Source organism: Pseudoxanthomonas suwonensis J47 (assembly GCF_000513955.1).
Lineage (GTDB): Bacteria > Pseudomonadota > Gammaproteobacteria > Xanthomonadales > Xanthomonadaceae > Pseudoxanthomonas > Pseudoxanthomonas suwonensis_C.
In genome coordinates, this window is sequence record NZ_AZUZ01000024.1 from 1 (window position 1) to 21,078 (window position 21,078).

Sequence of the window (21,078 nt, forward strand, 5' to 3'; positions counted from 1 at the left end):
TGCGCCTGGCGAAAACGATGTGGCGAGAAGCAGCGGGGCAAGCCCCGCTCTACGGGGCCTTTGTAGAGTCGGGCTTGCCCGACTCCTGCGCCTGGGGAACACGACGTGGCGAAAGGCAGCGGGGCAAGCCCCGCTCTACAGGGGGACGGGTTACGCACGGCGGGCGATGGCCGGGGCGCGGGAGACCAGCAGCACGCCGCCCAGCACCAGCACGGTGCCAGCCACCTGCCAGGCGCCCATGGGCTCTCCCAGCACCAGCAGGCTCAGGATGATCGTCGACACCGGCCCGAGCATGCCGATCTGCGAAGCCGTCCCGGAGCCGAGCCTGGCGATGCCGAACATCACCAGCAGCACCGGCGCCACCGTGCACAAGGTGCCGTTGGCCAGCGACAGCCAGTACACCTCCGCCGGCAGGTCCAGCGCCGACAGCGGGCGCAGCAGCAGGAACTGGCCGATGCACAGCACGCAGGCCACCGAGGTGCACAGCGAGGTCAGGCGCACCGCGCCCACCTTCCCCACCATCTCGCCGCTGCCGGCCAGGTACAGCGCATAGGCCAGCGCGCTGCCGAACACCAGCACGCCGCCCAGCACGATGCCTTCGCCGCCCACCAGCAGGTCGTGGCCGAAGGCCAGGCCGACGCCGAGGTAGCTGACCAGCAGCGCGATCCACTGCCGCCGCGCCGGGCGGCGCCCGAACGCCAGCCAGCCGATCAGCAGCACCAGGGTCGGGGTGAGGTACAGGATCAGCCGCTCGAGGGTGGCGGTGATGTAGGCCAGGCCGGCGAAGTCGAGGAAGCTGGCCAGGTAGTAGCCCAGCGAACCCAGCACCAGGATCCGCAGGTAGTGGCGGCGGTGCAGGTGCATCGTCGCGCGCCGCGCCGCCCACACGCCCATCAGCAGGAAGAACGGCAGCGCCACCACCATGCGCAAAGCCAGCAGGGTCACCGCATCGGCGCCGTAGCGGAAGCCGAGCTTGACGATGATCGCCTTGCCGGAGAACAGGATCGCGCCCAGCGCGGCGTACAGCAGGCCGAGCCGGCGCTGGCGGCGCGCATGCCGTGCCTCGGCCTCGACGGCGGTGTGCGCCGCGGTCGCCGATGGCGGGGGCTCTGCCGTTTCCCCCTGTCCCGCTGTCGCGCTGCCGGCTTCGCGGAGTGCCTGGTCCTCCAGGCTCATGCCAGCGTCGCCTGCAGCAGCGCGCGCAACACCTCCTGCAGGCGTGCGGCGCGCTCCGGCAGGTAGTCGAAGCTGTCCTCGTCCATGTAGGTGCGTTGCGCCAGTTCCAGCTGCACCGCTTCCACGCCGGTTTCCGGCACGCCGTAGTGGCGGGTGATGTAGCCGCCCTTGAAGCGCCCGTTGACCACGTGGCTGTACTGCTCCTGCGCGTCCAGCACCGCTTCCAGGCGGCGCTGCAGCGCCGGGGTGCAGCTGGCGCCTCCGGCGGTGCCGAGGTTGAGGTCCGGCAGATCGCCTTCGAACAGGAACGGCAGCGTGCCGCGGATCGAATGGCCTTCCCACAGCACCGCGCGGCCATGCTCGCCGCGGATGCGCTGCAGCTCCGCGTCGAGGGTCTCGTGGTACGGACGCCAGTAGCTGTCCACCCGCGCGGCGATCTCCGCCGCGTCCGGCTCGGCGCCGGGCAGGTACACCGGCTCGCCGCTGAACTGGACCACCGGGCACAGACCAGTGGTGTTCTGGCCCGGGTACAGCGAGGTGTCATCCGGCGGCCGGTTGAGGTCCACGACATAGCGCGACCAGCGCGGCACCAGGATCGAGGCGCCCAGCTCGCGGGCGAAGTCGTACAGGCGCGAGACGTGCCAGTCGGTATCCGGCACGCGGCGCGCGCCGTCGGTGAGGCGCGCGGCGATGTCGTCGGGCAGTCCGCTGCCGTCGTGCGGCAGGCTGATGAGCAGCGGCGCGCTGCCCTGGTGGAGGCGGAAGTTTTCCATGCCCGCATTGTAGGCCCGCGCCGCGCCCTGCCCTACCAATCGAGCCGGGGTTCCCCCGATGTACAGCGATCACGCTTTGCCTACGCTGGCCGTACCCGGGGGGGGATCTATGGACGCACCATCGCGGCCGTGCTGGCACCACGTAGCGACATCGCCTGACGGCGGAGGCCTGGCGTGGGCGCCGGGGACCTGCATTCCCGACCTGCCGCAGCTGGACGGCGTGCACCTGCTGGCCCAGGCCGCGGTCATCGCGGGCGCCGACCTCGACCCGGACGCCTCGGCCTGCGACAGGCCCATCGACCAGCCGCAGTCGCCATGAAGGCCCCGGGGTCGCGGATGGACAGCCACTGCCCTCCGATCGCCGCCTTCCCGTCCGCGATCGACGGGGACGACCTGCGCAAACGCCTGGCCTTCCTCGAACTGGACGAGGAGGACGAGGCCCGCCTGCGCCGCTTGTGGGAGTTCGTGGCCCCGCGCGGGGAAGGCAACGTCCGCAGCTTCTACGACCACGTCGGCAGCTTCGCCGGGCTGGGCGAGCTGATCGGCGAAGGCACCCGGCGCGAGCGCCTGCATCGCACCCAGCAGGACTACGCGCGCGACCTGTTCACCATGCCGTGCGACGCCCGCTACGTGGAGAACCGCCTGCAGATCGGCGCGATCCACCACCGCATCGGCCTGGAACCGCATTGGTACGTGGCCTCCTGCGCCAAGCTGCTGACCACGCTGATGGACACCCTGCAGCCGCTGGCGCACGAGGATCCGGACGCCCATACCATCGCCCTGAAGTCGCTGGTGCGGCGGATGTTCCTGGACATCGGCCTGGCCATGAACGCCTACGTCGCCGCCGACCGCGACGCGCTCAACGCCTCCATGGCCTCATTGCGCGAGAGCCAGGCCCTGCTCAGCGAGGCACACGACCTGGCCCAGCCGGGGCGCCGGGAGCTGCAGCTGCCCAACGGCGCGCTGGCCTGCTGCGAACGCGCCCGGGAGATGCTCTACACCGAGCCCAGCGTCGGCTGCGGCGGCTACGACCACCTGCGCCGCTGGGTGCATCCGCTGGACCGTCCCGACGTCGACGCCGCCTTCCACGCCGCGCTGGCCAGGGACACCGCCTACGACATCCGCTACCGGGTCGAACGCCCCGGCCACCCGCCGCGGATGCTGCGCGAACGCGGCCGTGCGCTCAACGATGCCGACGGCAACCGCACCCGCGTGGTCGGCACCGTGCAGGACATCTCGCTGCAGGCCTCGCAGATGTCGCGGATCGAGCAGCTGGCGCTGTTCGACGACCTGACGAAGCTGCCCAACCGCGCCGGTTTCTACGCCGAACTGGAGCGGCAGATCGCCGAGGCCAGCGCCAGCGGGCGCGTGTTCGCGGTGCTGTTCATCGACCTGGACGAGTTCAAGGAAATCAACGACACCAAGGGCCACAGCGTCGGCGACGCGGTGCTGGTCGAGGTGGCGCGGCGCCTGCGCGAGAACACCCGCGCCCGCGAGCTGGTCGCGCGCCTGGGCGGCGACGAGTTCGTGGTGCTGGCCTCCGGCGCCGACGCCGCGATCGCCCGCACCATCGCCGGCCGCCTGGTCGAGGCGATGGCACGACCGATGTCGATCGGCGGACACGTGCTCAGCGCGCGCGCCAGCATCGGCATCTCGGTGTTCCCCAGCGATGGCGGCAGCAGCGAGCTGCTGGTGCGCAACGCCGACACCGCCATGTACGCGGCCAAGCGCTCGCGCAACGGCATCGACGTCTACCACCCGAGCATGAGCGCACGCCTGGCGCGGCGCGTGCAGCTGGCCGACCGCCTCGAGCGCGCGCTCGAGGAGGACAGCCTGGAGCTGTACTTCCAGCCGCAGGTGGCGATGGAGGATGGCCGGCTGCTCGGCGCCGAGGCCCTGCTGCGCTGGAACGACGAGGTGCTCGGCCCGGTTGCGCCGGACGAGTTCGTGCCGGTGGCCGAACACCGCGGCCTGATCGGCCAGCTCGGCCAATGGGTGATCGGCCGCGCGTGCACGCAGCTGCACGAATGGGAACGCGACGGCCTGCGCCTGCCCGGGCGGCTGGCGATCAACATCTCGCCGCGCCAGTTCGACGACCGCGGCTTTGCCCGCCGCCTGGTCGGGCAGCTCGAAGCCTGCGGCCTCAGTCCGCAGCGGCTGGACCTGGAGCTCACCGAAAGCGGGCTGATGGCCGACCCGGACGAATCGCTGGCCACCCTCGGCACGCTGCGCGAGGCCGGCTTCAGCCTGTCGCTGGACGACTTCGGCATGGGCTATTCCACGCAGGCTCGCGATCGTCGCTGGCCCAGCTCAAGGGCTTCCCGCTGGACCGGCTCAAGCTGGACCGCACCTTCGTCCGCGGCATGCTCGAGCACCGCCACGACTACGCCATCGTGGTCGCGACCCTGGCCATGGCCAGCAGCCTGGACCTGGAACTGATCGCCGAAGGCGTGGAGACGCGCGCGCAGGCCGACGCGCTGCTCAACTTGGGGTGCTGGCGCGCGCAGGGCTTCCTGTTCGATCCGGCGTTGCCGGCGTCGCGCTTCGCCGCCCGCTGGCTGGCGCGCAGCGAAGCGGTCCAGCCGGAACCGGCTCAGGCCAGCCTGTAGCCCTCGCGCCAGCGCAGCGCCGCCACGCGCAGGGCCTCGCCGTCCTGCAGGCCGAGCTTGTGCTTGATCTTCTCGCGGTGGCACTCGACCGTCTTCACCGACAGGCCGAACTCGCTGGCGATGCGCTGCGGGCCTTCGCCGGCGCCGATGCGCACGAAGATCTCGGTCTCGCGCGGCGACAGCGGCAGCGGCGGACGCCGCCAGGTACGGCGCAACGTGCACTCGCCGCAGCGTTCGGACTGGAAACCGGCCTGGGCGCAGCGCGCCACCGAGCGCAGCAGCTCGATGGTGGCCGCCTCGTCGCGGGTCTCGCTGAGCATGCGCAGGCGCAGGCGCTGGCCGGCAGCGGCGTCCCGCCGGCGTGGTCGCGCGGGGTGACCAGCACGGTGCGGCGGGATTCGCATTGCAGCACCGCCTCGCCGAGCGCCTCGGCCTGCGCCGCATCGACCAGGACCACGTCGAACGGGCGGCGCCGCAGCCAGTTGCGCGCCTGGCGGGCGCTGGAGGGCACGCTCACCCGGGCCAGGCGCTCGGCATGCAGCAGGTGGACCAGGCCATGGCGGACCAGCACGCGGTCGACGGCGACCAGGGCCTGCGGCGGGCCGGAGGGATCCGGTGTTCGTGGTTTCGCAGGCGGTGGCGGTGCGGACAGCCCGTGCTGTTCCTTCAACGACGTTCCGATCGATGCTGCGACCACTTCGTGCCCCCGCCCTGGTCAACGGCCCGAATATAGCAACGGCCGCCGGCCGGTCGCATTGATCCGGCCCCGTCCTTTGGTCGCAGGTTCGACCGGTCCGAAGCGGTGGCCCGGGGAGTGCCCGTGGCGCATCGCCGACGGCGCGCTTCAGCGCATCAGCACGACTTCCTCGGCCGAGGTCGGGTGGATGGCCACCGTGTCCAGCAGCTGCCGGTGGGTCACGCCCATCTTCAGCGCCACGGCGAAGCCCTGCAGGATCTCGTCGGCGCCCTCGCCCAGCAGGTGGATGCCGACCACCCGCTCCTCCTCGCCCACGCAGACCAGCTTGAACAGGCTGCGCTGCGGCGATTCGGCCAGGGCGTGCAGCATCGGCCGGAACCCGGTGGTGCAGGTGCGCACGGCGTCGCCATGGCGCTCGCGCGCGGCTTCCTCGCTGAGTCCCGCGCTGCCCAGCGGCGGATGCGAGAACACCACCGTGGCCACGTTGTCATAGTCGAGGCGCGCGTCGGCCTGGCCGCCGAAGACCCGATCCATCAGCCGGCGCGCGGCGGCGATCGCCACCGGGGTCAGGGCCAGCTTGCCGGTGACGTCGCCGATGGCGTGGATGTGCTCCACCGTGGTGTTCTCCCATTCGTCGACCACGACGTGCCCGGCCCTGTCGAGCGCGACGCCCACCTGCTCCAGGCCGAGGCCCTCGGTGTTGGGCTGGCGGCCGGTGGCGAACAGCACGCTGTCGAAGGCCTCCGGCTGGGCGCTGTCGCCGCCCTTGTGCAGCACGCGCACGCGGTCGCCGTCGGCCTCCAGCGCGTGCACCGGCGCGTCCAGGTGCAGGCGCACGCCATGCCAGCGCATGTCCTCCTGCAGCTGCAGCACCACCTCGGCGTCCATCGTCGACAGCAGGCGCGGGCCGCGCACGAACACTTCGACGCGGCTGCCGAGCGCCTGCAGCACGCCGGCCAGCTCCACCGCGATGTAGCCGCCGCCGACGATGCCGACCCGCGCCGGCGCCCCGCACAGTTCGAAGAAATCGTCGGAGACGCCGCCAAGTTCCGCGCCGGGAATGTCCGGCCGCAAGGGACGCCCGCCGGTGGCCAGCAGGATGCGCCCGGCGCGCAGGCGCATGCCATCGCCGGTTTCCACGGTATGCGCATCGAGCAGGCGCCCGCGCTGCGGGATCGCGACCACGCCGGCTTCGTCCAGGCGGCGGCGGTAGCTGGCGTGGATGCCGGCGATGTACTGCTGGCGGTGGGCGACCAGCGCCTTCCAGTCCAGCGCAGGGGGTTCCAGGTCGAAACCGAGGTCGGCCGCCAGCGACATGCGCATGGCCAGGTCGGCGGCCAGCCACATCGCCTTCTTCGGCACGCAGCCGAGGTTGACGCAGGTGCCGCCGAACTCGCGCGGCTCCAGCAGCGCCACCCGCGCGCCGTGCGCGGCGGCGCGGAACGCCCCGGCCAGCCCGCCCGAGCCGCCGCCGACGACCACCAGGTCGAAGTCCATCTGCGGCGTCGTGCTGGCCATGCTGCCTCCTACTGGAACCGCTCGACGCGGTACGGTGCGGGATCGATCGCCGGGTCGCGCCCGGTCATCAGGTCGGCGACCAGCTGGCCGGTCGCCGTGCTCATGCTGATGCCGAGCATGCCGTGGCCGGCCGCCAACCAGACGTGAGGATGGCGTGGCGAACGGCCCAGCGCGGGCAGGTCGTCGAAGGTCATCGGCCGCCAGCCGTACCACTTCTCCAGCGCCGCATCCGCCGGCGGGGGCGCGCGCAGGTATTCACGCGCGGCACGCTCCAGGGCGGCCAGGCGCACCGCGTTGAGGCTGCTGTCCTGGCCGGAGAATTCCATCGTGCTGCCGAGGCGGAAGCCGCTGCCCCAGGCGGTGACGCAGACCGAGCGGTCCTTGAGCACCAGCGGCCGGCGTGGCGCCAGGTCCAGCTTCGGATAGGTGATCGAATAGCCCTTGCCGGGCTGGATCGGCAGGCGCAGGCCCAGCGGGCGGATCAATGCCGGCGTCCATGCGGCCATCGCCACCACCGCGTCGCGGCCGCGGCGCTCGCCGCCATCGGCGATCCGCACGCGCACGCCGTCGGTTTCCGGCAGCAGCGCCTCGACCCGACAGCCCTCCTCGATCAGGCCGCCGCGCTCGCGCACCACCCGCGCCAGTTCGGCCACGTAACGGTCCGGACGCAGGTGCGCGTCGTCGGGGAAGCGGATCGCACCGACCACACCTTCGCGCAGCGCCGGCTCGTCGCGCAGGTAGGCGTCGCCGTCAATCACTTCGGTCGCGATACCCATGCGGTCGAGCGGCTCGCACTCGGCCACGTGGTATTCGAAGTTGCGGCGGTCGCGGAACACGTAGTCCAGGCCGGTCTCGCCGAACTCGCACTCGAGGCCGTAGCGGCCGATCCAGTCCTTCAGCCGCGCGCGCGAATCGTTGAGGATCGCGGCGCGGCCGCGGGCGCTGTCGAGCCAGTCGCGCGGATTGCAGCGGGCGGCGAAGCGCAGCAGCCAGCGCCACAGCACCGGGTCGACACGCGGCTTGAGGTACAGCGGCGCGTCGGGGGTCAGCATCCACTTCAGCGCGCGCAGCGGCACCCCGGGCGCGGCCAGCGGCGGCGCATGGCTGGGGGTGATGGTGCCGCAGTTGCCGTGCGAGGTCGCGCCGCCGACGCGGCCTGCTTCCAGCACCCGCACGCCGCGGCCGCTTTCGAGGAGGGCCAGCGCCGTGGCCAGGCCGATCGCGCCGCCGCCGAGGATGAGGACGTCGTCTTGGTGGGGGTTCACGCCCGCAAGTCTACCCGCCCGCCTGCCGCACGCGGCACGTCGTTGCCAACGCAACCACGCTCGTAGCCCGGATAAGCGAAGCGCATCCGGGATTCACCGTCGGTGGCGTGGCAAGAGTCCCTCGGTGACGACGGCACCCGGTTCCCCGGATGCGGCCTTCGACCTTGTCCGGGCTACGCAGGGTGTCCTCAGGCCGCAACCACGCGCATCGGCTGCGCCTTCCAGTAGGTCAGCGAACGCCACAGCCACTCGGCGGGTCCGAAGCGGAAACGGCGCAGCCACAGGCGGCTCAGCAGCATCTGCAGCGCGAACAGGCCCAGCGCGAACACCACCTGCCAGGCGCGCGGCATCTGCCCGAACCACCCCAGCCCGTAACCGTAGAACACCAGCGTGCACACCACCGACTGCATCAGGTAGTTGCTCAGCGCCATGCGCCCGGCCGGCGCCAGCCAGCCGGCGACGCGCGCGCCGGCGCGGCTGGCGAACGCGCGCAGCAGCCAGGCCATGTAACCCAGGCACATCAGGCCGTTGGCGACCAGGCCCAGCGCCTGGGCGGTACCGCTGCGCAGGTCGAAGCGGTCCATCGGGAAGTACGAGGCCAGGGCGAACGATGCGCCCATCGCCAGCAGGCCCAGCGGCAGCGCCACCCAGCGCAGCAGCGCGAACAGGCGCGCATGCCGCGCCGGTTCGGCCATCGCGCCGCTGCGCACGAAGGCCGCGCCGAGCAGGAACATGCCGAACACCAGCGGCCCGAACACGGTGATGTTGCCCAGCGCCGCGCCCATCTCGCGCAGCCGCTGCCCCACCGCCTCGCCGTAGCTGCCGGAGGCGTAGACCCGGCGCGCGTCGTCGACCAGGGCCAGCATCTGCCCGCCGCCCTGGGCGATGGCCCGGTTCCAGGCCTCGCCGCCGTCCGGCGTCAGCGACACCACCCAGCTCAGCAGGGCCAGGGCGAACACCAGCCCCGGGCCACCCAGGTAGACCAGCGCGCCGATCCAGCCCAGCCAGCGCGCGCCCAGCGGCCGGAACGCCAGCAGCAGGAACGACAGCAGCGCGTACATGGTGAGGATGTCGCCGGACCAGACCAGCACCCCGTGCATCAGGCCGATCGCCAGCAGCACCAGGCCGCGGCGCCAGTAGATCCCGGCGAAGTCGCGGCCGGCCACCTCGGCGCGCTGCGACATCACCGCGAAGCCCATGCCGAACAGCAGCGAGAACAGGGTGAAGAACTTGCCCTGCACGAAGAAGTAGACCAGGCCATCGGCGATCCGGTCGGCGCCGGTCAGCGCCGGGTCCAGGCCGCTGCCCGAAGCCAGGGTCGGGCCGACGAAGGCCTCCATGTTCATCAGCAGGATGCCCAGCAGGGCGAACCCGCGCAGGGCGTCCAGGTGGGACAGGCGTTCGGCGGGAGCAACGGGCTGCAGGGCGGTCTCGGTCATCGGCAAGACTCTTGGAGGACCGGCGGATGATGGCCGATCCGGCCGCGGAAGTGTCGCCCCGGCCGCCCGTCAAGCCTTGTTCCCCCCTCCCCCCGCCGGTACCCTGCTCGGCTCATGTCCGGCTTCGTCCACCTCCACCTGCACACCGAGTTTTCGCTCGCGGACTCGACCATCCGCGTGCCCGAAAAACCGGACCAGGCCGACCCGGCCAAGGCCAAGCAGGCCAACCTGCTCAGCCGCGCGGTGGAACTGGGGCTGCCCGCGCTGGCGGTCACCGACCTCAACAACCTCTTCGCCCTGATCAAGTTCTACAAGGCGGCCGAGGCGGTGGGCATCAAGCCGATCGCCGGCGCCGACCTGGCCGTGGCCGCCGGGCCCGGCGAGGCGCCGTGGCGGCTCACCGCCCTGGTCCGCGACCACGGCGGCTACCTGAACCTGTCGCGCCTGCTGACCCGCGCCTGGATGGAAGGACACCGTGCCGAAGGCGGCGTGGCCGTGCGCCCGGAATGGGTGCGCGAGTGCGGCAGCGGACTGATCCTGCTGGCCGGCCGCGAGAGCCTGGCCGGGCGCCTGGCCGCGGAGAACCGCCACGACCTGGCCCAGCAGCAGCTGGCCGACTGGCAGCGCGACTTCGACGGCAACCTGTGCCTGGAGCTGACCCGCACCGGTCGCGACGGCGAGGAGGCGTTCAACAGTTTCGCCCTGCACGCCTCCGCCGCGCGCGGCATCCCGGTGGTGGCGTCCAACGACGTGCGCTTCCTCGACCGCGCCGGCTTCGACGCGCACGAGGCGCGCGTGTGTATTGCTTCCGGCCGGGTGCTGGACGATCCCAAGCGCCCGCGCGACTACAGCCCCGAGCAGTACCTGAAGTCGCCGGCGGAGATGGCCGCGCTGTTCGCCGACATCCCCGACGCGATCTCCAACACCGTCGAGCTGGCGCGCCGCTGCAACCTCGAGCTGACCCTGGGCAAGTACGCGCTGCCGGACTACCCGGTGCCGTCCGACGAGACCCTGGACAGCTGGATCCGCAAGCAGTCCCACGAAGGCCTGGAAGAGCGCCTGGCGAAGAACCCGCTGGCGCCGGGCAAGACCCGCGAGGACTATTTCGCGCGCCTGGACTTCGAGCTGGACACCATCATCAAGATGGGCTTCCCCGGCTACTTCCTGATCGTTGCCGACTTCATCCAGTGGGGCAAGAACCAGGGCATCCCGATCGGCCCGGGCCGCGGTTCCGGCGCCGGCTCGCTGGTGGCGTGGGCGCTGAAGATCACCGACCTGGACCCGCTGCCCTACAACCTGCTGTTCGAGCGCTTCCTCAACCCGGAACGCGTGTCGATGCCCGACTTCGACATCGACTTCTGCATGGACCGGCGCGACGAGGTCATCGACTACGTCGCCCGCAAGTACGGGCGCGAGCGGGTCAGCCAGATCATCACCTACGGCACCATGGCGGCCAAGGCGGTGGTGCGCGACACCGGCCGCGTGCTGGGCTTCCCGTACGGTTTCGTCGACGGCGTGGCCAAGCTGATCCCGAACATCCTCGGCATCTCGCTGAAGGACGCGATGGGCGAAGGCAAGGACGAGGAAATGGCCTCGCCCGAGCTGATCCAGCGCTACCAGTCCGAAGAGGACGTGCGCGACCTGATCGACCTGGCGCGCCAGCTGGAGGACCTGACCCGCAACGCCGGCAAGCATGCCGGCGGCGTGGTGATCGCGCCGGCGCCGCTGTACACGTTCTGCCCGCTGTTCGCCGAACACGACCACGACGGACTGGGCAAGAACCCGGTGACCCAGTTCGACAAGAACGACGTCGAGGAAGTGGGCCTGGTGAAGTTCGACTTCCTCGGCCTGCGCACGCTGACGATCATCGACTGGGCGGTGAAGGCCATCAACCGCCGCCACGAGCGCGCCGGCATCCCGCCGCTGGACATCGCCGCGCTGCCGCTGGACGACGTGGCCACCTACAGGGACATCTTCGCCAGCGGCAATACCGGCGCGGTGTTCCAGTTCGAATCCTCGGGCATGCGCCGCCTCCTGAAGGACGCGCGCCCGGACCGCTTCGAGGACCTGATCGCGCTGGTGTCGCTGTACCGGCCCGGCCCGATGGACCTGATCCCCTCGTTCAACGCGCGAAAGCACGGCCAGGAGGAGATCGTCTATCCGGATCCGCGCACCGAGGCCATCCTGAAGGACACCTACGGCATCATGGTGTACCAGGAGCAGGTCATGCAGATGGCGCAGATCGTCGGCGGCTACTCGCTGGGCGGCGCCGACCTGCTGCGCCGCGCGATGGGCAAGAAGATCCCGGCGGAGATGGCCAAGCACCGCGAGATGTTCCGCGAGGGTGCGGCCAAGGGCGGCGTCGACGAGAAGAAGGCCGACGAAATCTTCGACCTGATGGAGAAGTTCGCCGGCTACGGCTTCAACAAGTCGCACGCCGCCGCGTACGCGCTGGTCTCCTACCAGACCGCCTGGCTCAAGCGCCACTACCCGGCCGAGTTCATGGCCGCGACCCTGTCCTCGGACATGGACAACACCGACAAGGTGGTCGGCTTCCTCAACGAGGCCCGCGGCCTCGGCCTGCAGGTGCTGCCGCCGGCGGTGAACGACTCCGACTACATGTTCGAGGCGGTGACCGCCGACACCATCCGCTACGGCCTGGGCGCGATCAAGGGCGTCGGCCGCGGCCTGTGCGAGGCGATCGTCGCCGAGCGCCAGCGCGGCGGCGACTACCGCGACCTGCTCGACTTCTGCCGCCGCGTCGACTCGACCAAGCTCAACCGCCGCGCGCTGGAAGCGATGGTCAATGCCGGTGCGCTCGACGCGCTGGGCCGCAACCGCGCCACCTTGATGCTGCAGCTGCCGGAAGTGATGAAGGCCACCGACCAGATGGCCAGGGAAGCCGCGGCCGGACAGGTCTCGCTGTTCGGCATGCCCTCGGCCGACGCCGGCCCGGCGCTGGCGCTGGACCTGCCCGAATCCGACGAATGGCCGCTGCGCCAGCTGCTGGACGGCGAACGCGAAACCCTCGGCCACTACCTCAGCGGCCACCCGTTCGACCCGTACCGCGACGAAGTGCGGCAACTGGTCGGCAGCGACCTGGGCGAACTCGACCGCCTGTGGGGCGCCGCCTCGCAGGGCGAGAAGCGCGGCTGGCGCCCGGAAGTGCAGGTGGTGGTGGCCGGCATGGTCGTCGGCATCCGTCGCAAGGGCGACAGCCAGGTGTTCGTGCAACTGGAGGACGGCCGCGGCCGCCTTGAATGCGGCGTGTTCGCCGAGGCCGCCGCCGAGCTTTCGAGCCTGCTGGTGCGCGACCGCGTGCTGGTCGTGCAGGGCGGCCTGCGCGAGGACGAATTCAACGGCGGCTGGAGCCTGCGCCTGAAGCAGGCCTGGGACTTCGAACAGCTATGCGCCAGCCACGCCCAGCGCCTGTCGCTGCGCGTCGACCTGCGCGATTCCAGCGTGTGGAACCGCATCGACGAAGTCCTGGCCCGCCATCGCCCCGGCCCCACCCCGCTGCGCCTGCATCTGCAGGTCGGCCGCGGCGCCAACGCCGCCACCGGCGTCCTCGACCTCAACGGCGCCAACTCCGTGCGCGTCGGCCCGCCGCTGCTGGATGCGCTGCGCGCGCAGCCGGGCGTGCGCGCGGTGAAGGTCGCCATCGCCCGCCCCTGGGCGCATTGAGCCGCCTGGAGCCCCTCTCCCTCCGGGGTGAGACGGCATGTCGGCGCGCCACTGGCGCGCATGCCGTCGAACGCCCGCGTCCCGTGGACGCGGGCCGGGGCGCGGAGCGGGGGTTGGGGAGAGGGTCGTCGTCCCAGCGTCGCCAGAGCTCCCGACCCTCACCCCTGCCCCTCTCCCGGTGGGAGAGGGGAACAAGCGCGACGCCACGACCCCAACGCACCCGAAGACGCGGTTGCGTGTGCGTAGCCCGGACAAGGCCGAAGGCCGCATCCGGGGATGAAGCGGCCGCCACGCCGCTCCAATGCCTCCCTCATCCCTTCCCGGATGCGCTTCGCTTATCCGGGCTACAAGGCCATAGCCCCTCTCCCGGTGGGAGAGGAGTGCAAGAACGAAGCCGCGACCCCAAACCGCCCGAAGACGCGGTAGCGCGGGGGTATGGCGCAAGCAGGCCATGGATGGCCTGCGTTCGCGCGTTGGAGCCATGGATGGCGGAACCGCGCGATGCGCCATACCCCCGCGCTGCCGCGGCTCCGTGCGGAGCTGACTCGACGTCGGGTTCCTGGTGCGGTCGCGATCTTCGCCGTTGGCGGGCGCCCGACCTCTCCCCTCCCCCTCCCCCGGAGGGGGAGGGGTACATAGCCTGGGCCCTACACCGTCAGGCGCCAGGCGCGGTGGATGCGGGGGTTGCGTTCGAAGTCGGGAGGGATGGTGGACGGGCTGATGTCCTCGCAGTGGGCGAACTGCGACACCGCCTCTTCGTCCAGGCGGAAACGGCGGAAGTTGTTGGAGAAGTACAGCACCCCGCCCTGCGCCAGGCGCGCGCAGGCGGCGCGCAGCAGGCGCACGTGCTCGCGCTGCACGTCGAAGTCGTCCGCGCGCGCCGAGTTCGAGAACGTCGGCGGATCGCAGAAGATCACGTCGTACTTGCCACGCTCGGCTTCCAGCCAGGTCACCGCATCGGCCTGCACCAGCCGGTGCGCGGCGCCGCCCATGCCGTTGAGGGCCAGGTTGTCCGCGCACCACTGCAGGTAGGTTGCCGACAGGTCGACGCTGGTCGTCGACGCCGCCCCGGCCACCGCCGCCTGCACGCTGGCCACGCCGGTGTAGCAGAACAGGTTGAGGAAGCGGCGCCCCTTGGCCTCCTTCGCCATGCGCCGGCGCAGCGGACGGTGGTCGAGGAACAGGCCGGTGTCGAGGTAATCGAACAGGTTCACCCACAGCTTCGCACCGTTCTCGCGCACCACGAAGCGCTCGCCGGCCTGCTGGAAGCGCCCGTACTTGCTGCCGCCCTTGCCGCGCTCGCGGGTCTTCAGCGCCACCCGGTCCGCCGGCACGTCGAACGTCTCGCGCGCCGCGGCCAGCAGCTCGTTGCGGCGACGGCGCACGTCGGCCTCGGGGATCTCCGCCGGCGGCGCGTACTCCTGCACGTGCAGGAAGGTGCGCTGCCCGCCTTCGTCCTCCGCATAGACGTCGATCGCCGCCGCGTACTCGGGGATGTCCGCGTCGTAGGCGCGGAAGCAGGTCACGCCCTCGCCGCTGCGCCAGTTCTTCAGCTTGCGCAGGTTGCGCTGCAGGCGGTTGGCGACCATCTTCGCCCCTTCCGACAGCTCGCGCGGCGCGGCATCGCGCTGCGGCGGGCGCAGCGGATCGCAGACGATCAGCGCGCACTCCAGCGCGCCGTTGAACAGCTGGTACTTCTTCGCCGCGCGCAGGCCGGTGGCCTGGGCCAGGTCGGCGTCGCCGCACAGCAGGCTGGCGCGCCATTCCGGCACCGCCCGCTGCAGCGCCTGGCCCAGCCGCCGGTACAGCAGGCCATCGGCAGCCAGGCGGCGGTCGTACGGCGGATTGCACACCACCAGGCCGCGCGGCTGCGGCGCTTCCGGCAGCGCGTCGATATCGCGGACCTCGAAGCTGATGACACCTGCGACGCCGGCAGCCTGCGCATTGCTGCGCGCGGCGGCGATCGCGTGCGGATCCAGGTCGCTGCCATGGAACACCGGGCGCAGCGCGGCCAGGCCGGCCTCGGCGCGCGAGCGCGCTTCGGCGACCAGCGCTTTCCAGCCTTCGACATCGAAACCGGTCCAGCGCGTGGGCGCCGGCGCATCGATGTCCGCGGCGGCGGCAGGCGCGCTGGCATCGGCCGGCGCGACCTTCGCCAGCGCCGCCGACCACGGGTTCTGCGCCGAGCCTTCCAGCGGCGAGGCCGCCAGTTCCTCCGGCGCCGGATCGCCGGCGCTGCGCGCGTCGATCCGGCCCAGCCCCGGGGCCACGTCCGCGGCCATCAGCGCGCCTTCGATCAGCAGCGTGCCGCTGCCGCACATCGGGTCGAGCAGCGCGCCGCCTTCGGCGTACAGCGCCGGCCAGCCGCCGCGCAGCAATACCGCCGCGGCGAGGTTCTCCTTCAACGGCGCCTCGCGCTGTTCGGCGCGCCAGCCGCGGCGGTGCAGCGGGCCGCCGCCCAGGTCGATCGACAGCGTCGCCCTGCCCTTGCGCAGCGACAGGTTCAGGCGCAGGCCCGGCGCATCGACGTCGACCGAGGGCCGCTCCAGGCCCTGCGCGCGGAACACGTCGACCACCGCGTCCTTGACCCGCTGCGCGGCGAAGCGCGCGTGGGTGATCGCCTCGCCGGAGACATGCGCGTCCACCGCCAGGGTGTCGCCCTCGCGCAGGTGCTCGTGCCACGGCACCGCGGCGGCGCCGTCGTACAGCGCCTGCTCGTCCGGGCAATCGAAGCTGGCCAGCGGCCACAGCACGCGGCTGGCCAGGCGCGACCACAGCACGGCGCGCTGGGCATCGGCGAGTGTGCCTTCGGCGTTGGCGCCGGCGACCGTGGCGGTGGCCTTCGCGGCGCCCAGCGCCACCAGTTCGTCGGCCAGCAGGTATTCCAGGCCCTTGGCGCAGGAAACGAAGAACTTCATCGGGAAACAGGCTCGCGTTCGGGGCCGCCGGGCCGCGGGGCGGCTGCCGGGCATCGGCATGGACGGGAATGGTCGGCCATCGGGCGTGGCGGCGCCAGCCCGGCGGGCGCGGCGGCGTTCAGCGTGCGCCGGGCGCCCGAAGCCGGCTCAGAGCGATTCGAGCAGTTCGGCGAAGGCGCGGGCGGTGGCGTCCACGTGCGCGGACAGGCGGTGGCTGTCGTCCAGCACCAGCAGGCGCGCCGAACGCGCACGCGCCCACTCGATGACCCCTGCCGCCGGGATGATCTCGTCGTGCCAGGCATGGACCACCGAGGTCGGCACCGGCGCGGCGTCCAGCGCCGGCATCGGGCCCATCTGCAGTGGCGGCACCATCAGGAACAGGCCGCGGGTGGGCACCTGCAGCGAGGCGATCGCCGAGATGTAGGCGCCCAGGCTCGAGCCGCCCAGCACCACCGGCCCACCCCGCTCCACCGCCTCGCCGGCGATGCGCAGCAGGCGCTGCAGGCGCGCCGGCACGTCGCCGACGCGGCTGACCTCGCTGCGCGCGTCCAGGTCGGTGTAGTCCGGGCGTTCGGTGGTCCAGCCCAGCGCCTCGGCCGCCTGCGCCAGCGCGGTGACCTTGGTCGCATCCGGACCGCTCTCGAAACCGTGCGAAAGAATGCAGTGGCCGCGGCTCACAGCGCCTCCACCACGTCGCCGACGCGCAGGGTGCCGCCTTCGACGATGTGCGCGCACAGCCCGCCATGGCCGCGCATGGCGTTGAAACCGCCGGGGCCGAGCGCATCCTCCATGCGCGAGCACGGATCGCATGCGTCGGTGCCTTCCAGCACCACCTCGCCCACGCGGAAGCGGCGGCCCTTCAGCGCCACCAGCGGGATTCCGGAAACCACCAGGTTGCGGCGCAGGGTCCCCGGCGCGATGTGGTCGTGCCCGGCCAGCGCCGCGATCACCGGCAGGTGCTCGGCCTGGATCAGGGTGACGCCGCGCTTGCCGCTGCCGCCGTTGTAACGGTCCCCGGTGAGACCGGCGCCGGTGGTGGCTTCGACCGTTTCGACCTCGACCATGTCCCTGTTGCGGGCCGGGCGCAGGCCGATCCATTCGACCTTGCCGCCATGCGGAAGGGTCGTCATGAGCCGGCCGAGCGGACTGTCGGGGGAAGGAACTGGAGTGCGGGTCGCCATGGCGCGAATGCTAGCATCCGGCTCCATGCCCACCCCGCCAAACCTCCGCGTCGTCGACCAGCCGCTGCCCTACGTGGACCGGCTCGGCGAACGTTCGCTGGCGGACATCGAGCTGGTGGTCATCCACTGCACCGAACTGCCGGACCTGGCCACCGCCCGCGAATACGGCGAGCGCGTGCGCTACGACAGCGGCACCGGCAACAGCGGCCACTACTACATCGACCGCGACGGCACGGTGCTGCGCTACGTGCCCGAAGAGCGCATCGCCCACCACGTGCGCGGCCAGAACCCGCGATCCCTCGGCATCGAACTGGTCAACACCGGCCGCTACCCGCACTGGCTGGACTCGCGCCACCAGGCGATGGACGAGGCGTATACCGACGCGCAGGTCGAATCGCTGGTGGCCCTGCTGCAGGACCTGGCCGCGCGACTGCCCACGCTGCGGCATATCGCCGGGCACGAGGACCTGGATCGCGAGCGCGTGCCGGCGAGCGACGACCCGGCAGTGCTGGTGCACCGCAAGCTCGACCCGGGCCCGCGGTTCCCGTGGGAGCGCGTCCTCGCGCAAGTACCGTTGCAGCGGCTGCTGTAGGCAGTCTCACCCCGGGTGAAGGAACAGCGGGGTAGCCCGGACAAGGCCGCAGGCCGCATCCGGGACAACGCGCCCGCCACCTCGACCACACGCCTGCCGCCCCCTGATCCCCGGATGCGCTTCGCTTATCCGGGCTACGGCTCCTGGCCCTTCTCCCCCCCGGGAGAGGGGTTGGGGGAGAGGGTCGGTAGTCCGACGCCGCTGGGCTCCCGCCCCTCACCCTTGGCCCCTCTCCCGGGGGGAGAGGGGAACAGAAGGCACGATCCAAAGCGCCCGAAGACGCGGTAGCGCGGGGGTATGGCGCAAGCGGCACATGGATGTGCTGCGTTCGCGAACGCAGTACGAGCGGTGAGCCTGCTTGCGCGTGGCGACGCGCCAGTCCTCGCTAGCGCCTGTGTTCAGTCCCGGCGCGGACGCGGAACCGCGCGATGCGCCATACGCCCGTGCTGCCGCAGCTCTGTCCAAAGCCGACGCAACCACGCTGTTGCTGTTGCTGTTGCTGTTGCTGTCCGACCCCGCGCGGGGATCAGGCTCGAGCGGAACGCCGCGAGGCCACCGCCACTGCGAACGGGAGGACTGCCGGCTCCCGACCCTCACCCCCTGCCCCTCTCCCGGTGGGAGAGGGGAGAGAACGAAGCCACAACCCCAACGCGCCGAAAGACGCGGTAGCGCGGGGGTATGGCGCAAGCAGCACATGGATGTGCTGCGTTCGCGCGTTGGAGCCAGGGATGGCGGAACCGCGCGATGCGCCATACCCCCGTGCTGCCGCGGCTCCGTCCGGAGCCGAAGCAACCCACGCTGTTGCTGTTGCTGCCCCTCGAGCGGGGATCCGGCTCAAGCGGGAACGCCGGGAGGCGACTGCCACCGCGAACGGGAGCACTTGCCGGCTCCCGACCCTCTCCCCCAGCCCCTCTCCCGTGGGAGAGGGGGGGCAACGCCCCCCGGTATAATCGGCTTCCCCCTTAGCGACGACGGGTCCCCCCTTGCCTCCCGCCCTCGGCCCCGTGGCCTCCGAACTGATCGACCTGCTCACCCTGGAGCGGCTGGAAGACAACCTCTTCCGCGGCCAGAGCCGCGACATCGGCACCCGCTACGTGTTCGGCGGACAGGTGCTCGGCCAGGCCCTGGCCGCCGCCCAGGCCACCCTGGACAACGGCCGCCACGTCCACTCCCTGCACGCCTACTTCCTGCGCGCCGGCGACATCGACCACCCGATCGTCTACGACGTCGACCAGACCCGCGACGGCGGCAGCTTCTCCGTGCGCCGCATCACCGCGATCCAGCACGGCAAGGTGATCTTCTTCTGCGCCGCCTCCTTCCAGGACGACGAACCCGGCGCCGAACACCAGCTCGGCATGCCCGAGGTGCCGCAGCCGGAAGACGTCCAGCCCGCCCCGCCGGTGCCGCCGGACGTGATGGCCTCGCTGCCGACCAAGGTGCAGCGCTGGCTCTCGCGCGGCGGCCCGTTCGAGTTCCGCCACGTCTATCCGCGCGACGAACTCAACCCGCCCAAGCGCCCGCCCTACCAGCAGGTCTGGTTCCGCCTGCGCGAAAGCGTCGGCGACGTCCCGGTGGAAATGCACCAGGCCATGCTCGCCTACGCCTCCGACTTCCACCTGCTGGGCACCGCGACCTTCCCGCACGGCATCAGCTACTACACCCCGAACGTGCAGATGGCCTCGCTCGACCACGCCCTGTGGTTCCACCGCCCGTTCCGCATCGACGAGTGGCTGCTGTACTCGATCGACAGCCCCTCCACCCAGGGCTCGCGCGGACTGGCCCGCGGCCAGATCTTCGACCGCCAGGGCCGGCTGGTCGCCAGCACCGCCCAGGAAGGCCTGATCCGCGTCGTCCCGGACCGCGCCGCCGCGCGGGCCGTGCCGGCGAAGGAATAAGCGTGCGCCAGGTATTCACCAGCCAGCGCCTGGAAACCGTCGAAGGCGTGGCGAAGATGCTGGAAGAGGCCGGGATCCCGGTCCACGTCAGCCAGCCGCGTTCCTACCGCGGACGCCGCCGCGGCCAGTTCAGCTATTCCGAACCGGTGCCGCAGAACCAGCAGCCGGCGGTGTGGGTGCGCCTGCCCGAGGACCAGCCGCGCGCGCGCGAACTGCTGCGCCAGACCGGCCTGCTGGCGACCACGCGCTCCTACTCCGGCCTGCCGCAGGTGGCGACCGAAGCGCTGCCCTCGCGCTTCGAGGAGAACAGCGGCAGCCGCTGGGCCTGGCGCATCCGCCTGGCCCTGCTGCTGGTGATCGCCGCGGTGGCGGTGCTGGTGTGGATGGGCCGCCACAAGGCGCCCGCGGCCGCGCCGGTGCCCGTCACCACCGAGCAGCCCGCCGCCCCGCAGCCGGCACCAGCCGAGGACGACGACGAGGAATTCCGCGTCCGCATCGCCCCGCCGCCGCCCGCGCCGGAGAACTGAGCGCGCGGCGCGCATCCGGCAACGGAAAAAAGAAGAGGCCCGGCGACGCATCGCCGGGCCTCCTTGCTTCAGGCCTCCGCGGAGCCGCAGCTCCAGCGCAGGCTTACTTCTGCGCCGGGGCCGCCTTCGGCGCCGAACCACCCTTCGCGCGGTGCTGGCCACGCTCGGCCATGCGCTTGGCATGGGCGGCGTCGAACTCGGCCCTGCTGAGCTTGCCGTCCTTGTCGGTATCGGCCTCGGCGAACCAGGCGTCGTTGCGCTTCTTCATCGCCAGCTCGCGGTCGGCCTTGTCGAGGAAGCCGTCGCCGTTCACGTCGAGCTTGGCGAAACGCCCGGCGAAGCGCGGCTTCGCAGCGGCCTCGGCCTTGCTGATGCGGCCGTCCTTGTCGGTATCCAGGGCCAGGTAGCCGTCGCCCTTCGGGTTGTGGCCGAAGCGGCCGTGGTGGCCCTTGCCGTGGCGCGGCAGCTCGCCGGCCTTCAGCTTGCCGTCCTTGTCGCGGTCCAGTTCCTCGAAACGCGCGGCCAGGCGGGGGAACGCGGCCGCCTCGCTGCGATCGACCACGCCGTCGCCATTGGCATCGAGCGCCTTGCGCTCCGCCTTTGCAGGCGCGGCGGCCGGGGTGGTGGTCTGCGCCATGGCGACGCCGGCGGTCATGGCCAGCAGGGCGGCGGCGATCAGGGAGGGGGTCTTCTTCATGGTGTTCTCCAGTCAAGGTGACCCGGTGGCCACGCGAAGGAAAACGGCCCAGCACCGGACCGGTTGACCGTCCGCCGGATCCGTTCAGCCAGCGTCCGGGTAAGGCG

At 71.7% G+C, this 21,078-nt stretch carries 17 protein-coding genes; 7 read left to right on the forward strand and 10 right to left on the reverse strand.

Translation table 11 applies throughout. From position 1 onward, the window contains the following. Nucleotides 1-150: 150 nt before the first annotated feature. Together M503_RS0107680 and hutG are read right to left on the reverse strand one after the other, a co-directional pair. Nucleotides 151-1,176: a DMT family transporter gene (locus M503_RS0107680; protein ID WP_028920674.1), complete on the reverse strand. Its 1,026-nt coding sequence runs from the start codon at nucleotides 1,174-1,176 to the stop codon at nucleotides 151-153. Further along, complete coding sequence (hutG, locus tag M503_RS0107685; RefSeq protein ID WP_028920673.1) at nucleotides 1,173-1,949, reverse strand: N-formylglutamate deformylase; 777 nt, start codon at nucleotides 1,947-1,949, stop codon at nucleotides 1,173-1,175. Before hutG ends, M503_RS0107680 begins: the two co-directional genes overlap by 4 nt. Before the next feature lie 109 nt (nucleotides 1,950-2,058). Between hutG and M503_RS17375 the strand changes: the two genes are divergently transcribed. From M503_RS17375 to M503_RS17900, 3 genes are read left to right on the forward strand one after another with little or no spacing between them, the layout of a single operon-like run. Continuing rightward, nucleotides 2,059-2,268 carry a hypothetical protein gene (locus tag M503_RS17375; protein ID WP_155951999.1) on the forward strand — a complete coding sequence of 70 codons (210 nt, stop codon included), beginning with the start codon at nucleotides 2,059-2,061 and terminating at the stop codon, nucleotides 2,266-2,268. Next, entirely contained in the window at nucleotides 2,265-4,388 is a 2,124-nt protein-coding gene (locus M503_RS15945) for a diguanylate cyclase domain-containing protein (protein WP_051440388.1), read from the forward strand. Before M503_RS17375 ends, M503_RS15945 begins: the two co-directional genes overlap by 4 nt. After that, a complete protein-coding gene (locus M503_RS17900; RefSeq protein ID WP_269319849.1) occupies nucleotides 4,289-4,558 on the forward strand; it encodes an EAL domain-containing protein in 270 nt (89 codons plus the stop codon). The genes M503_RS15945 and M503_RS17900 overlap by 100 nt, the downstream gene beginning before the upstream one ends. Here M503_RS17900 and M503_RS0107700 read toward each other — a convergent pair. The 4 genes from M503_RS0107700 to M503_RS0107720 all read right to left on the reverse strand — a co-directional run bounded on the left by M503_RS0107700 (nucleotide 4,543) and on the right by M503_RS0107720 (nucleotide 9,477). Further along, nucleotides 4,543-4,878 carry a response regulator transcription factor gene (locus M503_RS0107700; RefSeq protein WP_028920672.1) on the reverse strand — a complete coding sequence of 112 codons (336 nt, stop codon included), beginning with the start codon at nucleotides 4,876-4,878 and terminating at the stop codon, nucleotides 4,543-4,545. The two genes, M503_RS17900 and M503_RS0107700, sit on opposite strands and share 16 nt — an antisense overlap. Nucleotides 4,879-5,402: 524 nt before the next feature. Beyond that, complete coding sequence (gene gorA / locus M503_RS0107710; protein WP_028920670.1) at nucleotides 5,403-6,773, reverse strand: glutathione-disulfide reductase; 1,371 nt, start codon at nucleotides 6,771-6,773, stop codon at nucleotides 5,403-5,405. Nucleotides 6,774-6,781: 8 nt separating this feature from the next. Next, entirely contained in the window at nucleotides 6,782-8,038 is a 1,257-nt protein-coding gene (locus M503_RS0107715) for an NAD(P)/FAD-dependent oxidoreductase (RefSeq protein ID WP_028920669.1), read from the reverse strand. A 188-nt stretch (nucleotides 8,039-8,226) separates the two neighbouring features. Beyond that, complete coding sequence (locus M503_RS0107720; protein WP_028920668.1) at nucleotides 8,227-9,477, reverse strand: DUF418 domain-containing protein; 1,251 nt, start codon at nucleotides 9,475-9,477, stop codon at nucleotides 8,227-8,229. Nucleotides 9,478-9,591: 114 nt separating this feature from the next. Here M503_RS0107720 and dnaE point away from each other — a divergent pair, with 114 nt between their 5' ends. Beyond that, nucleotides 9,592-13,161 carry a DNA polymerase III subunit alpha gene (gene dnaE, locus M503_RS0107725; RefSeq protein WP_028920667.1) on the forward strand — a complete coding sequence of 1,190 codons (3,570 nt, stop codon included), beginning with the start codon at nucleotides 9,592-9,594 and terminating at the stop codon, nucleotides 13,159-13,161. A 647-nt stretch (nucleotides 13,162-13,808) separates the two neighbouring features. Here dnaE and rlmKL read toward each other — a convergent pair. The 3 genes from rlmKL to M503_RS0107740 form a co-directional block, all read right to left on the reverse strand. After that, a complete protein-coding gene (gene rlmKL / locus M503_RS0107730) occupies nucleotides 13,809-16,079 on the reverse strand; it encodes a bifunctional 23S rRNA (guanine(2069)-N(7))-methyltransferase RlmK/23S rRNA (guanine(2445)-N(2))-methyltransferase RlmL (protein ID WP_028920738.1) in 2,271 nt (756 codons plus the stop codon). 147 nt (nucleotides 16,080-16,226) lie between these two features. After that, a complete protein-coding gene (locus M503_RS0107735; protein WP_028920737.1) occupies nucleotides 16,227-16,757 on the reverse strand; it encodes an alpha/beta hydrolase in 531 nt (176 codons plus the stop codon). Then, entirely contained in the window at nucleotides 16,754-17,260 is a 507-nt protein-coding gene (locus M503_RS0107740) for an MOSC domain-containing protein (protein ID WP_037060882.1), read from the reverse strand. The genes M503_RS0107735 and M503_RS0107740 overlap by 4 nt, the downstream gene beginning before the upstream one ends. Before the next feature lie 25 nt (nucleotides 17,261-17,285). Here M503_RS0107740 and M503_RS0107745 point away from each other — a divergent pair, with 25 nt between their 5' ends. The 3 genes from M503_RS0107745 (at nucleotide 17,286) to M503_RS0107755 (ending at nucleotide 20,274) form a co-directional block, all read left to right on the forward strand. Beyond that, the gene (locus M503_RS0107745; protein WP_028920735.1) at nucleotides 17,286-17,852 is read left to right on the forward strand and encodes an N-acetylmuramoyl-L-alanine amidase; all 567 of its coding nucleotides are present in this window, start codon (nucleotides 17,286-17,288) and stop codon (nucleotides 17,850-17,852) included. 983 nt (nucleotides 17,853-18,835) lie between these two features. Then, nucleotides 18,836-19,747: an acyl-CoA thioesterase II gene (tesB, locus tag M503_RS0107750; RefSeq protein ID WP_028920712.1), complete on the forward strand. Its 912-nt coding sequence runs from the start codon at nucleotides 18,836-18,838 to the stop codon at nucleotides 19,745-19,747. A gap of 2 nt (nucleotides 19,748-19,749) precedes the next feature. After that, nucleotides 19,750-20,274 (forward strand): hypothetical protein, encoded by a 525-nt coding sequence (locus tag M503_RS0107755; protein WP_028920713.1) that lies wholly within the window; start codon nucleotides 19,750-19,752, stop codon nucleotides 20,272-20,274. Nucleotides 20,275-20,377: 103 nt separating this feature from the next. Here M503_RS0107755 and M503_RS0107760 read toward each other — a convergent pair whose 3' ends face one another. After that, a complete protein-coding gene (locus M503_RS0107760) occupies nucleotides 20,378-20,971 on the reverse strand; it encodes an EF-hand domain-containing protein (RefSeq protein WP_028920714.1) in 594 nt (197 codons plus the stop codon). Nucleotides 20,972-21,078: the final 107 nt, after the last annotated feature.

Bases quoted from the DNA above. Each gene is read 5' to 3' on its own strand.
- M503_RS0107720 (WP_028920668.1), bottom strand. From the start codon at position 9,477: ATGACCGAGACCGCCCTGCAGCCCGTTGCTCCCGCCGAACGCCTGTCC.
- dnaE (WP_028920667.1), top strand. From the start codon at position 9,592: ATGTCCGGCTTCGTCCACCTCCACCTGCACACCGAGTTTTCGCTCGCG.
- M503_RS0107740 (WP_037060882.1), bottom strand. From the start codon at position 17,260: ATGGCGACCCGCACTCCAGTTCCTTCCCCCGACAGTCCGCTCGGCCGG.
- M503_RS0107745 (WP_028920735.1), top strand. From the start codon at position 17,286: ATGCCCACCCCGCCAAACCTCCGCGTCGTCGACCAGCCGCTGCCCTAC.
- rlmKL (WP_028920738.1), bottom strand. From the start codon at position 16,079: ATGAAGTTCTTCGTTTCCTGCGCCAAGGGCCTGGAATACCTGCTGGCC.
- M503_RS15945 (WP_051440388.1), top strand. From the start codon at position 2,265: ATGAAGGCCCCGGGGTCGCGGATGGACAGCCACTGCCCTCCGATCGCC.
- M503_RS0107760 (WP_028920714.1), bottom strand. From the start codon at position 20,971: ATGAAGAAGACCCCCTCCCTGATCGCCGCCGCCCTGCTGGCCATGACC.
- hutG (WP_028920673.1), bottom strand. From the start codon at position 1,949: ATGGAAAACTTCCGCCTCCACCAGGGCAGCGCGCCGCTGCTCATCAGC.
- M503_RS17375 (WP_155951999.1), top strand. From the start codon at position 2,059: ATGGACGCACCATCGCGGCCGTGCTGGCACCACGTAGCGACATCGCCT.
- M503_RS0107700 (WP_028920672.1), bottom strand. From the start codon at position 4,878: ATGCTCAGCGAGACCCGCGACGAGGCGGCCACCATCGAGCTGCTGCGC.
- M503_RS0107680 (WP_028920674.1), bottom strand. From the start codon at position 1,176: ATGAGCCTGGAGGACCAGGCACTCCGCGAAGCCGGCAGCGCGACAGCG.
- gorA (WP_028920670.1), bottom strand. From the start codon at position 6,773: ATGGCCAGCACGACGCCGCAGATGGACTTCGACCTGGTGGTCGTCGGC.